This is a genomic window from Cuniculiplasma divulgatum (genome assembly GCA_031200235.1).
Classification (GTDB): domain Archaea; phylum Thermoplasmatota; class Thermoplasmata; order Thermoplasmatales; family Thermoplasmataceae; genus UBA509.
In genome coordinates, this window is record CP133595.1 from 1,587,406 (window position 1) to 1,601,561 (window position 14,156).

The 14,156-nt window shown below is 44.1% G+C and carries 12 protein-coding genes and 1 tRNA gene; 5 read left to right on the forward strand and 8 right to left on the reverse strand.

Features of this window, described 5'->3' with window-relative positions; genetic code table 11:
• Positions 1 to 102 precede the first annotated feature (102 nt).
• On the reverse strand, positions 103 to 636 hold the full coding sequence (locus RE469_08355) for a GNAT family N-acetyltransferase (GenBank protein ID WMT44206.1): 534 nt from the start codon (positions 634 to 636) through the stop codon (positions 103 to 105).
• Positions 637 to 982: 346 nt separating this feature from the next.
• On the opposite strand from RE469_08355, the gene asd reads away from it, so the two are divergent.
• The 3 genes from asd to RE469_08370 all read left to right on the forward strand — a co-directional run bounded on the left by asd (position 983) and on the right by RE469_08370 (position 3,886).
• Positions 983 to 2,029, forward strand: coding sequence for an aspartate-semialdehyde dehydrogenase (asd, locus tag RE469_08360; protein WMT44207.1), 1,047 nt, complete (start codon positions 983 to 985; stop codon positions 2,027 to 2,029).
• The gene (locus RE469_08365) at positions 2,026 to 2,946 is read left to right on the forward strand and encodes an aspartate kinase (protein ID WMT44208.1); all 921 of its coding nucleotides are present in this window, start codon (positions 2,026 to 2,028) and stop codon (positions 2,944 to 2,946) included. Before asd ends, RE469_08365 begins: the two co-directional genes overlap by 4 nt.
• A gap of 121 nt (positions 2,947 to 3,067) precedes the next feature.
• Complete coding sequence (locus RE469_08370; protein WMT44209.1) at positions 3,068 to 3,886, forward strand: DNA adenine methylase; 819 nt, start codon at positions 3,068 to 3,070, stop codon at positions 3,884 to 3,886.
• Between the two features lie 71 nt (positions 3,887 to 3,957).
• On the opposite strand, the gene RE469_08375 is transcribed toward RE469_08370, so the two are convergent.
• Entirely contained in the window at positions 3,958 to 5,583 is a 1,626-nt protein-coding gene (locus RE469_08375) for an AMP-binding protein (protein ID WMT44210.1), read from the reverse strand.
• A gap of 93 nt (positions 5,584 to 5,676) precedes the next feature.
• On the opposite strand from RE469_08375, the gene pheA reads away from it, so the two are divergent.
• Positions 5,677 to 6,561, forward strand: coding sequence for a prephenate dehydratase (gene pheA, locus RE469_08380; protein ID WMT44211.1), 885 nt, complete (start codon positions 5,677 to 5,679; stop codon positions 6,559 to 6,561).
• Between the two features lie 22 nt (positions 6,562 to 6,583).
• Here pheA and RE469_08385 read toward each other — a convergent pair whose 3' ends face one another.
• The 6 genes from RE469_08385 to RE469_08410 all read right to left on the reverse strand — a co-directional run bounded on the left by RE469_08385 (position 6,584) and on the right by RE469_08410 (position 10,878).
• A complete protein-coding gene (locus RE469_08385; protein ID WMT44212.1) occupies positions 6,584 to 6,862 on the reverse strand; it encodes a hypothetical protein in 279 nt (92 codons plus the stop codon).
• Between the two features lie 272 nt (positions 6,863 to 7,134).
• Entirely contained in the window at positions 7,135 to 7,659 is a 525-nt protein-coding gene (locus RE469_08390; GenBank protein WMT44213.1) for a hypothetical protein, read from the reverse strand.
• A 190-nt stretch (positions 7,660 to 7,849) separates the two neighbouring features.
• Positions 7,850 to 7,934 (reverse strand) — tRNA-Leu (locus RE469_08395).
• A gap of 215 nt (positions 7,935 to 8,149) precedes the next feature.
• Positions 8,150 to 8,677, reverse strand: a complete 528-nt coding sequence (locus RE469_08400; GenBank protein WMT44214.1) for a hypothetical protein — start codon at positions 8,675 to 8,677, stop codon at positions 8,150 to 8,152.
• Positions 8,674 to 9,153, reverse strand: a complete 480-nt coding sequence (locus tag RE469_08405) for a hypothetical protein (GenBank protein ID WMT44215.1) — start codon at positions 9,151 to 9,153, stop codon at positions 8,674 to 8,676. The genes RE469_08400 and RE469_08405 overlap by 4 nt, the downstream gene beginning before the upstream one ends.
• A 753-nt stretch (positions 9,154 to 9,906) precedes the next feature.
• Positions 9,907 to 10,878 (reverse strand): endonuclease V, encoded by a 972-nt coding sequence (locus RE469_08410; GenBank protein WMT44216.1) that lies wholly within the window; start codon positions 10,876 to 10,878, stop codon positions 9,907 to 9,909.
• 142 nt (positions 10,879 to 11,020) lie between these two features.
• Between RE469_08410 and RE469_08415 the strand changes: the two genes are divergently transcribed.
• Positions 11,021 to 14,155 (forward strand): MMPL family transporter, encoded by a 3,135-nt coding sequence (locus tag RE469_08415; GenBank protein WMT44217.1) that lies wholly within the window; start codon positions 11,021 to 11,023, stop codon positions 14,153 to 14,155.
• Position 14,156 lies beyond the last annotated feature (1 nt).

Consider the following 14,156-nt stretch of genomic DNA (forward strand, 5'->3'; position numbering starts at 1 on the left):
AGTGAAAAAAATATATGGCAAAAGTGAAAACCCTCAGTCCGACTCAATGAAGAATGAAGGGCAAAGTTTCACGTGATAATTTTGCATTTCGGGGGAATTTCATTAAATGATCCGGGCAAATCGTATCATGGAAAAGTACCTGCCTTCCATAAAATAGGTATCCCTTTCTACACCTTCAATATAATAGCCGTTCTTCAGCAGCACCTTCATGGAAGCTGCGTTAAAATCCAGGACACCGGTATAAAGCCTATGCATTGAAATTTCATCCGCAGCAAAACGGGTAACAAGCCCCAGGGACTCGCTGGCAATACCTCTTGACCAGAATTTCCTTCCAATCCAGTATCCAACATGGCATTTTCTGTCCACATAGTCTATGTCCTTCAAGCCGATTATTCCTGCCGGGGTCCCGTCAAAAAAAATTATGAAGTCAATTGCGAAGAATTTCTTGCCGTCTTCCCTGTTCATGGTAAAGAAATTTATTGCATCTTCTACGGTGTAGGGATAATGAAAACCGTGGCCCCCTATGTTCCGCGATATGACTGGATCGTTTGCAAGCTCAGCTATTGCTTCTGCATAGCTGGCTTTGAGATCGTTTGACAGTGTCACTGTCCTTCCCTGGAGTTTATAATGCTTCATCCAATACGATCATCATGGTCATGGAATAATATTTTTGCATGAGTAGCGCAGCAGCACAAATATGATCTTTGTATGACATTATCTCGGGCCGAAGAATGAACATGGAAGGTACGGCATCTCCGACTGAAATTACTCGAAGTAATTCTATATTAGGAAATATGAAAATAACCATACAATATATTTGCTGCAATGCCAAGAGTATCATGGTCCGGAACTTCATCTGTAGAAGCCCTAAAAATAGGCAGATTCACAACTACAAAATTAAATGTGGTTTCTTATGCGCAACAGTACGTGAAAATGATTCATAGTAATATATTTCTGCTCCGGAGTGGGACGGTGTTCATCTGTGGATAAGTTGAAAGTAGGAGTGATCGGTGCAACTGGACTTGTGGGGCAGAAGTTTGCGCAGCTCCTTTCAGACCACCCATTCATGGAGGTTGCGTCGGTATATGCCTCAGATAGATCATCCGGACGTTCTTACAGTGATTTTCTGAGTTTTGACGAGGATCTTGCGCAGCGTTACGAAGGACTGACAGTGAAGGAATCAAACCCAGACACAGTACTGGGTGACAGAAATGACATTATTTTCAGTGCGGTGAGCGACGCAAATGCCGGGAAAATTGAGAAGCATCTGGCTCGCAAAGGATCAACAATTCTGACAAACGCTTCTGCAAACAGGCTGGAAAGCGACGTCCCTCTGGTGATTCCCGAGGTGAATCCCCACCATCTTGAATCGTTGAATTCGTCACATGGCTTGATTGTTGCAAATGGCAACTGCAGCACCATTGGAATGGTACTGGGACTGGCGCCAATTGCAGATATGGGGATTGAAGAGGTTTACGTCACCACAATGCAGGCTGTAAGCGGTGCCGGATATCCCGGTGTTCCCTCAATGGATATGCTTTCTAATATCCTTCCCTTCATAAAATCCGAAGAAGAAAAAATGGTCAATGAGACAAGGAAAATATTCGGGAATTTCACCTCTTCGGACAGAACAGGATCAAAGATGAAAATACACCCCACGTGCATTCGTGTTCCAGTGAGAGAAGGACATCTTGAATCCATCACTGCAGTCCTGTCTGAGGATCCCGATATCAACATGCTGCGTGAAAGGTTCAGAAATTTTGGAAATGGAAACCTGAAGGCAAGGCTTCCAACTTTGCCGGAGAAAAGCGTCATACTCATGAATGGTGAGGATCGCCCACAGCCTCTGCTGGACGTCATGGCTGGATCGCCTGAAAGAGCAAGAGGCATGGCAGTGACCGTGGGGAGACTGCGTGTTTCGGGTTCACGGGTATCCTTCGTTGCACTGGTGAACAACCTGTTAAGGGGAGCAGCAGGTTCTGCTGTGCTTAATGCAGAGGTTCTTCATGAATCGGGGTTGGTAACATGAATGGGGGAAGCCTCACCGTAATAAAGATAGGAGGATCTTTTCTCACATCACATCAGGCAATGTTTGACATCGCAAAGCTTGCTCGGGAGAAAAGAGGGGCAGTGTTTGTTCTGAGCGCTTTCAGAGGCATAACCGACAGGCTTGTTTCCGGTTATGGGTTTGATGCTGAGGGAAGAGAAGCTATTCTCAGGGAGGTTCTCACTTACCATTCAAATCTGATTCAGAACGCTATACCCAGTACTTCTCAGAAAACATGGGCACTGGAGATCCTCCGAGAGCTGGGTCCGGAATATTATGGCTACGGCAGGTTCACAGAATTTGCCAGGAACGCAGACTACGATTCTTACCTGGCAATGGGCGAGAAACTGGCCGCAGCAGTTGTATCATTGTTCCTGGTGAGTGTTGGAATCAAATGCCGCAGCGTGACCCCAGATCGGCTTGGCATTACGGTTCACGATAATTCCGGTAACGCTCTCATTGATATCCGGAGGAGCCATACTAAAGCTTTTCCAGTTATTGAAAAACTTCTTGAGTCAGGATATGTACCAATAACCACAGGCTTCTTCGGCATAGATGATGACGGCAGGATAAGGATTCTAGGGAGAAATTCAAGCGATTACAGCGCAATTGCACTGGGGGCTGTCCTGAAAACGGGAGAAGTCCTCCTTCTCAAGGATGTGCCGGGTATATACAGCCATGATCCAAAGCTGCTGAAAGCAGGAGGACAGCATTTTTCTCACATATCATATGATAAGGCACTGGAAATCTGCAATTCCGGGGCAAGAATAATTCATCCAATGGCCATAATAACTGCCAGGCAGCACGGAATACCAATAAGAATAATGAAGTACGGCGACAGCAGTGATGGCACCCTCGTCACATTCACTGATCCGGACGGTACCGCTTTCCCATTATGAGGAGCAGGCAGCAGTTGTTGTCATGGTCGTGCCCAATCTCTGCAACTAACCTAGCACAGCAAGGGGATCATCATGCTTCTGTGATATTATAATAGGGGAATGAGATCAAGTTTTCGAACTTATGGCCATACCGATACTGAAATGGGCGGGAGGGAAACGGCAAATCATTGGGGAGCTCATTGAAAGGATACCTCCTGATTTCCATACATATCATGAGCCGTTCCTGGGGGGCGGCGCACTGTTTTTCAAACTGTGTGAACTCAGGGGAGCCGTGAGGGCAGTTATTTCAGACATCAATCCCGACCTGATTATGCTGTACCAGATCATAAGGGATCAGAAGGATGAGTTGGTCACCTATCTCCATGAAATGGGGCTTGGAAATAACAGGAATGACTATTACAAAGCAAGGGAGATTTACAACTCAGCAACTGAGAATCCATTGATGAAATCTGCCTTGCTCATATATCTTAACCGCCACGGATTCAACGGCCTCTACAGGCTGAATTCATCAGGGCGTTACAACGTGCCCTTCGGCAGGTACACAAATCCCTCCCTACCTTCCGATCTGGAAATATCCCGGGCTTCCCAATGCCTTTCTCGATCTTCCATCAGGCAGGGGGATTTCAGAACCACCCTCTCGGATGCTGGAGTGGGCGATTTTGCATATCTTGATCCTCCATATATGCCGGTGTCTGCAACGGCCAGATTCACAAGCTACAGCAGTCTGGGTTTCACCTGGAAAGATCAGAAGGATCTTGCAAAGGTTGTTGAAGGACTTGACAGGAAGGGTGTTAAGTTTATGCTGAGCAATGCGGCCAATGATGAAATTGAGGAACTTTACTCCTCATACAGAGTAGAAAAAATCTTGGCCAGGAGAAACATAAATTCAAAGCCCGATGGGCGTGGAAAGATCCCTGAATTGATTGTCAGAAATTATTGATGAACCACGCACCAAAATTCCGGCATAAGATTCGGGAATGGTTTGGGCAATGGATCATGACATTGAAATAATCATGGAATCCTGTACTCTCTTCCACCCAGAGTTCCCTGATCAATATTCTTCTTGGCCGCGTACTTTTCCATTTCAAGATTCCGGAGCTGTTTTCTGATAATTTTCCCGCTTATGGTCTTTGGCAGTTCAGATACAAACTCGATCTTCTTTGGCCTCATGTACGGTGCGGTTACTGACTTCACGTGAAGGCTCAGTTCCCTTGCAAGATCGGAACTGGGCTTGAATCCAGGCCTGAGAATCACAAAGGCCTTCACGAGGTTTCCTCTTATTTCATCAGGTGTCGGGACAACAGCGGATTCAGCAACAGCCGGGTGGCTCAGGAGTGCTGATTCCACCTCGAACGGCCCGATGCGGTAATCGGATGCCTTGATGACATCATCCGCCCTTGAAACAAACCATATGTATCCGTCAGTGTCCATTTTGCCAAGGTCGCCGGTGTAGTAGAATCCATGCTTGAATCTGTCGGCATTCAGTGCAGAGTCGTTGCCGTATCTGTCAAAGAGTCCCGGAACCCTGTTATCAATTCTAACAGCGATATTCCCCTCTTCGCCAGGTCCAAGTTCATTCCCGTCCTCATCCACAATTCTCAGATCATACTGGAGAAGAGGCTTGCCCGCAGATCCCGGCTTTATCTTGTTTGGATCAATGTTTCCGATCATTGCGGTACTCTCGGACTGCCCATAGCCATCCCTGATCGTTACCCCTGTGATCTTCTCCCATCTCGATATAATCTCCGGATTCAGCGGTTCACCTGCTGATGAACATTTCTTAAGGGCAAGCGGCCTGAAGTTATCAAGCTTCTGTACCAGAAACATTCTCCAAACTGTAGGGGCCGTGCAGAGGCTTGTAATGGGATAGTTTTCAAGCACAGCCAGTGACCTCTCGGCACTGAACCTTCCCTGTTCATAGGCGAAAGAGGTGGAACCAGCCACCAGAGGTGCATAAAGATTGGACCATGCCCATTTTGCCCATCCTGGGCTGCTAATGTTCCAGTGAATATCCTTAGGTCCTATTCCAAGCCACATGGCTGTTGAAAGGTGCCCAAGCGGATAGTATCCATTATGTACAATTGCTTTCGGCTTGCCCTCAGTACCGGAAGTGAAGAAAATGGCATGAGGCGTTTCAGGATCACGATGAATTGGCGAATATTCTGAAGGTTTCACATCAACCCTGTTCTGGAACTCTTCGCTGGTCACATCAAATATCTTGATGAAGTAACCTCTTGTCGCATTCTCAATGGATTTTCTAGAATCAGAGTCAGTAAAAACAGCCCTGGCGTTGATCTGTTCAACCCTGTACTTTATATCCCCGGAAGTGAGAAGAAGAGGCGCAGGTGAGTATACCACACCCACAAGTGCGGAAGCTATGGCGATGTACCAAAGGTCCGGAATCATTTTTGTCATTATTAGTATGGAATCACCGGTATGGATTCCCTCATCCCACAGCAGGTTTGCGTACTGCATGGACTTCCGGGTAAGTTCTCCATAAGTGATATTCTGAATGTTCTCGTCCTGGTCCATGAGCATTAAAGCCGTTTTATCCTCGTCGTGTTTCATGAGAATTTCGGTTACCCAGTTGAAATCCTTGCGACGCCGTAATTCATTCATTTCCTCAATTCTAATCATGATATGCACAACACAGTTTCGCGCATTAATTTTACTGAATGGTACCATAGCTACTGCACCCATGGGTTAAATTTCATAACGCCATGACATGCAGTGCTGCAGGTTCAGCAGTTGGAGAGTGGAAATATACAGGAAAAAATTTCATCCCACACCAAGGTTGCGTATCTCGGGCCCAGAGGGACCTGGAGCGAAATAGCATCAGAATGTCTCGCACCCGGAGCAATCAAGGTACCAGGTTCAAGTTTCGCGGAAGTTCTGGAGATGGCTGAGAACGGTAGAACTGATTCTTGTGTTCTTCCAGTGGAGAATTCTGTTGAAGGCCCGGTATCTTCCGTCATTGATCTCATAGTTGGATCAAAGATCAGCATTACAGGAGAGATCATGGTTTCCGTCAGGCATATGCTCCTTTCCAATTCAGAAAAAATTGAGAGAATATACTCGCATCCACAGGCCATAGCTCAGTGCCGTAACACAATAACAAAACTATACCCGCATGCAAGGATATATGAAGCCAGTTCCACGTCAGAAATGGCACGGAAAGTCAAGGACGAAGCCGATTCAGCCATCATAGGTTCTTCCCGGATAGCGGAGCTTTATGGCCTGACGGTAAAAGCATCGGATATCTGTGATTATTCCCTCAATCTTACGCGGTTCTTAATGCTTTCGCGGGGAGATAACGCTTCAACAGGAAATGACAAGACAACAATCACATTCGTACTGAAAGAGAATATCGCAGGTTCACTGGTGAATGCACTGCTCCCATTCTCAACAAGAAACATTAACCTCAGCATGGTGATGTCAAGGCCCGAAAAGTATAATCCCGGCACATACAGATTCGTTCTGGATGTACTCGGGCATTCTGAAGATGTTTCAATGAAAGCTGCTTTAGGAGAGCTCTCAGGTCAGTGCAGCAGTATCAGGATACTTGGCTCTTATCCGAGATCTTCATGGGACGATGCTAAGGAGCCACAGGTATGAAAAACCTGTGTGCCCAGTAGGCTTAAGATCGATGTATCTTTTCAGAATCTCTGGCTAGCTTTATTTCAGAGATATAAATCTCGACTTTTTTCACAATTTCTCTGTATAAAAATTCAGACACCTTCATTCTCTCATCACCAATATCTGCGAAAAGAGAGCCATGCTCTTCATGAAAGTGAAGGACGTTCTTTCCCTTATGGTAAAAATGACCTGGTTGTTTTTCAACAATTCCCTGAATTTTCCTGACTTTCTCCAGCAGCTGATCAACGCTTTTCAGGTCATCTGAAGTTGCGTGCTTCATGGAACAGCAACAGGAAAATTTAATGCAAAAAGATTTCTGCGCTAGAAATGGGTATTCGGAACTTAGCATGATACTATGAAGATACCATTTAAAAGCAGTTTGTGACTTAAACCCGAACGAGTACGCTTTAAATTCCACATAGGAGCTCAAAGGTATGTGTTTGCATCCATCCTTTGAGCGGAAGGGCCCGAAGCAAACAAATAGTGAATCATTTACCCCACATGGTCCTTAAAGTTCGAAGGAAATACCATCCCAATTGTGGTTTACTACACTCACAGTGGGAGTTTCTTCCAGTCCATGAGGTCTTTGTCATTCAGAGATCTGATCTCAAGTTTTTCCAGAAGATCTATGAACAGGTCGTCCCTGATTGAATCAGAATACACTTTTTCCTCAGAATGACGGAAAATTGCAGATCTTATTGCGCCTGCTGCCATGGCAGACTGGAGATGCGAAGCTTCTATGGAATCGTCCTTTATCTGTTTCGAGTATGTTCCTGATAGATCATCTTTCTGCAGATCCTTAAGAAGGTCATCAACAGTAGCTTCAAGTTTCTTGTTGTGTTCCTCTGCCAGCACTACGCGGACTTTGTATGTTGGCGCAAAGTCAATGTTATCATCATTCACCTTGAACCAGCTCTTTGCATCTTTCTCAAAGAACACTTCAGACAGTGCTTTGGCAATGAGTTTTGGATTTGAGAAGTCGACACCAGAGGTCAGGTCATAAATAACCAGTGAGCCATCGTCCGATACTCTTCTACAATTTCCAATAACCGATCTCAGATTATCTTCATTCGTCATGATTGCACATTACAATTCAAACTAAAGAGGTTTTCCGAAAGGCTTTAAAAATTACATTCTATATAAACCATATTATTACTTTTTTACAGCCCTAGGAATTTGAGCTTTTTATTTTTTAGAATTAGTATGTTGTAGAGTTAACTCAATTCACCAAGAACTTTTCCCAGGTAGCATTCACCATAAGAAGATATGCGGAGGGCCGGATTTGAACCGGCGGACCCCTACGGGAATGGACCCTGAATCCATCGCCTTTAACCTAGCTCGACAACCTCCGCAAAGCAATGTGGGATTAATCTGTAATATATGAAACATACTAAAGACTGTTGGATTGTGGGAAAAGAATCTTTATCCAATTTGTATAATGGAGAGGTCTTGATTAATTCAGCAGTTTGCTTTCTCCCTTGATACGTAATAATTTCATTTCAAATTGTGGAGCTAATCTTTACTTCACTTGATCGTTTGGATGTCACACAGTGGCTCAGGGCAGCGATCATGCACTCCGCCTTAACCATAAAAAGACAATAACTGAAGCTGGTCCTACCACACCTGCAAACACAGCAAGAGCAGCTTCCAGTGCTGCAAAGTTTGGTGTTAGGTTAGAAGGTTGTATATTTTCAAGAATCAGCCGGTTTCCAACGCTTGCCATCATTCTTTGATTATTCAGCTGAATTATTGCTGTAACCGTTTTGTAGTTGTCTGTCTGCCTCATGGAACCTATATATCTGCCCGTTGTCCCGTTATAGAGAAATATTGCCTGTGAGCCATATGTTGCGACATAGAGAATTCCCGTAGAATTTGAATACATTGTGGCAGAGACACCATCCGCAGTGTTTCCAAGATTTATTTTGAATAGTATCTCGGTAATGTTATACGGATTGATTGCGTATAGTTCACTGGAAGTAGCCAACAATAATTCTTTACCTCTTTGATCAAATTTCAAATATGTAGGATAACCAAACCTTTGACCGTATCTTACATCAGATCCATTTAGGTGCTGCAGATCATTGGCAGATATCAATTCATTATGAAAATCGTAGTCCAGATAACTTGTATTTGATGCACCATTGAATGCATACTGGATGGCACATTGTACATTGTTCCGATAGAATAATTAGCCACTATGTGAGTACCATTAATCTCCGTTATGTGGTTACCTTCGGAAACAAACAATCTACCTGCATTTGCAAGTACCATGCTTTCCGTGAAATTATTTTCACCGAAATCGATAACCCCAGCAATTGAATTGTTTCTGGTGTTGATCACGGTGATTCCACTTACGTTCACGCCAAGACAGGCGACATAGAGCAGACTGTTTACGGGATCATACAACTCGCCTGTACCAAACTGGTACCCAACCATCCCATTAGTTGAGATTGTGGATTGAATCTTAAGAGTGCTGGAATTATATGCATAAACCTCATCTTTGTACAAAGAAGAAACATATATTATCTCATTTGACGGGTCAAATGCGGCAGAAGATGATGGGGAGTTCATAATTACGGTCTTAATTGAAGTATCATATTCAAGGGTAAATATAATGACTAACCTGGCAGTATCAAAAATGCTAGAATAAGAACGGCTATCGCGATTCTTGTCCTCCTTATTTCTCGCATCCGTAACCAGTTAAAATTACGCTTCCTCAATATATATACATTCGCCTCATCCGTCAATTTTATACTTTAAGATGTTTACATCTTACACAATTTAGTTCTCAATGTATGGGCGGAATGTGTCCCGATGTTCAGAAAGCCAATTTATCTGTCGTGAGCCGGAAGATTTCCTGACATTTGCAAGGGCTTGAAAGCGAGGGCGGATAGACAAAAATACAGCAATGCAGTCTATACTCTCCACAGGTGAAATGGAAAGGTGCTCTTTCCAAAATTAAGACGGTTAAGATGGAATTTTTGCAATGAAATATTGACTTCGGTGACAAGCTCTCTGTAAAGGGAAGGGATGCACATCTCAAGCCCTCTGCTGCGATCAGGCTGTGGAGCCATACCAGAAAGGGATAGTGAATAGCCTCCTTCCCCTGGCACGGGAATGTCAACCAGCCAATGGTTGCTGTTCGGTGAATCAATGCCTGTGGGCGCGAGGGGAACCAGCAACGAGCCCCTCTGAGAGAGCTAGAAATAGTTAACCAACCCAGGTAATATACTCGAGCCACCTGATTTTTGCTTTAGAATCATTGGATCATTCATAAAAAATTGCTTGCAACAGATTGGAAAGAATGAACTGGTTGGTATCGATTCAGCTCATTAACTTCTGCTTTTCGTGTCTCAGTCTCACTGTATTGTTATGAGCTACTTTCAGGATATCTGGATACTTGCCATGACTAAGTTTTTTAACAAGATCCACGGAACTGCCAAGTGACACCTTATGGCCTGGGCTTACAATGGTATTTTTGTTTATCACATATGCAACCTTTTCCTCACCCATATGGACCCAGTTGTCGCTTACTGTTCCCAGTAGAAGTGATTTTGCCACTCCAATTGTTGGTATATTCAGCATAACCCCGGCATAGCTGGCAAGCCCTATTTTTCTTGGGTGAAGCAGTCCATTTCCATCTATCAGAAGAACGCCGTCAAAGTTCCCAGCAAGATCCTTTATGAATTTAAACTCCCTGAAGGCTAGATATCCGGGAATATATGGGAATCGTACTTCCTGCACGCTCTCCCTTATCTCAATATTCCCACCATCATCAATGGCCATTGCCCCATAACCGTATTCGTCATCATAGGAAACATCCACAGCAGCAACCCTGGAGGCATCAAAATCGTCAGTCAGATCAACCATGCTCCTAACTCTCTCCTGCTCATTTCTAAGAGCATTGAGGGGAAAATCTGTCTCAAAATCTTTGAATCTGATCTGTTCAAAGTTATTCACCGAATCGCCCTCAACTGTTACACCATCCCTTTCCAGTCGCCTGATCTTTTCAATTTCTCCAAGTATGTGAGTGTACTTACCAACCGTGCCGTCAGACCGTACGACCTTGTAGCAAGGTGTGCCCTCTGGATCTGGGTTAATCGAGAGCATATATCCGCATGCCCTTGAAGCAGCAATGTCTCCAAGTGCCCTAGCAAGGTCGCCATATGTTGAAACCATACCACGGGGAATCTGCCTCACGAGCCCGTAAAAATATGAATAGAGGTCCACATCGAGAGTACCCCCAGTTTCTATCATGTCAGTAGCATGGCTTTCGTCATTATAAGTGATTTTCATTTTTGACTGTGATATAACAGAGACCCAGTTAAATATTATTCCCGCAATCTATTCACAGGGCAGCAGCGGGGCAAATTATCCAGTTTATTTCCTGACGTCAGCTAATAATCCTTAATTAACTAATTTTCAATTACCTGTCTGCATGTTTGAAAAACGGTTTGAAGCCGTGGGGCGCTTCTCAGAGAGAAACAGTGGAAAAATCATAATTTTCTGGATTATTCTTATATTGGTTCTTGCGCCATTTGCTTCACTCCTTTTTCATGAAACATCGTATGATCTTACCAGCAGTATAGTTCCGCCCAACGCAATGGCAACTAAGTCTGCAAACCTTGAGTCACAGTATTTCCAGAATAATTCTACCAGTGGAAGCGGCAATGGAACCCAGTCTATGGTTATGGTTACCACCAACACCTCAATAAATTCAACACCACAAATGGGCGATATGATCAGTGCCCAGAATAGCGTAAAACAATATCTTATAAGCCAGGGAATCAATGTTAGTTTTCAATCAATAGTAGGAACAGAGAATGAAACTCTGCACGGTGTTGCAGCGGCAGCATCAGGTTTTCTGGCATTAGCATATCCACTTCTGGATCATCTTGCACAGAGCTCTAATTCAATCAATCAGTCACTAAACGCTTCACTTTCAATAATAATTGGAATCCCTGCATATTACTTTGATAACTTATCAAAATCTAAAAGTTCATCTACCGCCTATAATGCGACAATCTATTTCATAGGTGAAATTGGAGCGTCCAATCTTATTTTCAAGCAGATCGGAATTCCATATTTCAACACGTTTGCGGCATTTTTCAATGAATCATTCGCACAAAGTTCAAAAGTTTTGAATGATATTAATTCCTCAATTATTGGCGCCTCTTTGAACCAGAGTTTAAACGCCACTCTGAAGGGAATGATCTTACAAGGTGGCTCTATCGGAAGTTTTGCCTCTCTATTCTATCAGGCAAAAGTGCCCATTGCCGTAACATTCAATGTAACAGGATATCCTGTTAATACAGACGGACAGCTGTATTCAAGATTCGCTTACAATTTCACAGTACCAATACTTGCGCAAGGCATATCTTCCAACAGCACTATCGTATCTGCCCTTCAGAACGACCTTAACGTAACTCCGATCGAGCTGGCAGGAGATGCCTTTAATCTGTCCCAACCGGCAGATTCCATAGCTCTTCAGTCAGAAAGTGACAGAGTTGTTTCAAATGGAATAATAAACTATTTCAGAGGAAGTCCACTAATTGCCATAAACCCTGAAAGTATTCACGCATTCGTATCGTCTGTCAACAGCACAAACAACATAAATCTAACAATATCTCAACTAATGCTGGATTATAACTTTTCGAGCTATCCTGCAGTACCACAGAGCTATGTACTGCACCAGTTCGTTGGATATGATAATTCCACGGTGATAACAATTATACTTGTCAGCTCAAATCTTTCTCTAGCCCAGACAAACAAGGTCACAAGCATCTACACAAACGCCTTCAATGGCGTGGATGGCGTTGGTGCATATCTTGCTGGTTCGTCAGCACTGAGTTCTCAGTTGGGGTCTGAATCCATAAGCGGAATGGAAAGGGCTCTGTTTATAGGTATAGTTCTTTCAGTGATTATCGTGGGCGTATTCTTCCTTTCACCTGTTGCCGCTTTTCTTCCCCTGATGATATTCGGGGTATCAGCAGAGGTATCCATGGCCCTTAATGGTCTTCTGTACAAGTACATCCTCCATGGTTCAGTGTCATTCATTACGCCCACGCTTCTGCTTATACTCCTGCTGGGATTGGCTAGCGACTATGTCGTATACATAATGTCCAGGTACCGCAGGGAAATAAGGGCGGGAAATGAGCACCCTTCTGTAGTTTCAGCAAAGTGGTCGGGACACGCGGTATTCACATCTGGTATTACCGTTGCTATTTCCTACATAGTCCTGTATCTTTCTCATGTGCCAATATTCAGTGATGCTGGCATTACAAATGCAGTGGGCGTCGTTGTAACAATTCTGGCTGCCAACACACTTCTTCTTGCAATCCTCAACCGTGGAAAAAGAAAGATGTTCTGGCCTTCGAAAATTTCAGCTGGGAAGCACCTTCCAGCTGAGAAGACAATGAAGAAGATAGCCGGTACCGTAATAGCGAACAAGGGAAAAATTGTTATAATTTTTGTGGTGGCATCACTCCTTGCCAGCTATGTCTATTTTGAGACCCCGTCAAATTTTGATGTTTTTGATCTTGTACCTTCAAGCAGCGGAATCCAGGCAATAAAGGTAGTAAACTCCAGCTTCAACGGAGATTTATTTGACAGGGGATACGTAATCCTGCAGTTCCAGTCTCCAGTTTACAATGGTACCGCCTTCAATACTACCGAGATAAATTCAGTAACTGCCATTGAACAGAAATTGTTAGCAAGTGGCCATGTTTCGGAGGTCTTTGGTCCAACCTACCCGTATGGTGATTACGTTCCTGCAAATCTTTCCGGCATACGATCTTCTTACAGTTCTCAATATCTTTCCGAGATGAAGAGCTACATTGGCAGCGACTCACGCTATGTCATAATAGATTACCAGCTCAGTGAACTTGCCTGGCTGAATCCCTCCACAAAATTTGTGAATGACATACCTTCATTGATTTCCGGCACAGGATCTGATTACAGGGTTTATGTGGGAGGCATAACTGAAGGCCTGAACAACGCCTATTCATACACTCTATCAAGTTTCATCAAGATGGTGCCAATCCTCGCCATTGCAATTTTTGCAGTCCTTCTCATTCAGCTGAGCAGCCTATTTACTCCGTTAAGGCTGATCCTCATGGTGCTTGCATCTGTGATAATCTCGCTGGCAATCACGTATCTGGCAGTGCACTACTATGCAGGGCTTCCAATATTGATCTTCCTGCCCATGTTCACCGTAATAACCCTCCTTGCGGTTGGCCTGGATTACGATATTTTCATGGTGACAAGGGTTCGCGAGGAAGCATACAAGGGGAAGAGTGATGAGGAAGGCGTCAGGGTGAGCCTGGAAGAGAATGGTGGTGTTATAATCACGCTGGGTGTTCTCCTGTTTGCGACATTTGGATCTCTGGCATTCAGCGGAATTGGCATAATCCAGGAAATAGGAATAGGTCTGGCACTGGGGGTACTGATAGATACGTTTGTCAGCTGGCCATTCTTTGTTCCTGCAATCATGCTTTACCTGAAGAAATATAACTGGTGGCCTTCAAAATTGAAGAGGGAGGAAGTGGATGAACTTCCGGGCGAGAAGGACTGAG

Excerpts from the sequence above, each read along its gene's own strand:
- RE469_08370 (WMT44209.1), top strand. The coding sequence starts at position 3,068 with ATGGCCATACCGATACTGAAATGGGCGGGAGGGAAACGGCAAATCATT.
- RE469_08355 (WMT44206.1), bottom strand. The coding sequence starts at position 636 with ATGAAGCATTATAAACTCCAGGGAAGGACAGTGACACTGTCAAACGAT.
- RE469_08415 (WMT44217.1), top strand. The coding sequence starts at position 11,021 with ATGTTTGAAAAACGGTTTGAAGCCGTGGGGCGCTTCTCAGAGAGAAAC.
- RE469_08390 (WMT44213.1), bottom strand. The coding sequence starts at position 7,659 with ATGACGAATGAAGATAATCTGAGATCGGTTATTGGAAATTGTAGAAGA.
- RE469_08405 (WMT44215.1), bottom strand. The coding sequence starts at position 9,153 with ATGAACTCCCCATCATCTTCTGCCGCATTTGACCCGTCAAATGAGATA.
- RE469_08385 (WMT44212.1), bottom strand. The coding sequence starts at position 6,862 with ATGAAGCACGCAACTTCAGATGACCTGAAAAGCGTTGATCAGCTGCTG.
- RE469_08375 (WMT44210.1), bottom strand. The coding sequence starts at position 5,583 with ATGATTAGAATTGAGGAAATGAATGAATTACGGCGTCGCAAGGATTTC.
- RE469_08410 (WMT44216.1), bottom strand. The coding sequence starts at position 10,878 with ATGAAAATCACTTATAATGACGAAAGCCATGCTACTGACATGATAGAA.
- RE469_08365 (WMT44208.1), top strand. The coding sequence starts at position 2,026 with ATGAATGGGGGAAGCCTCACCGTAATAAAGATAGGAGGATCTTTTCTC.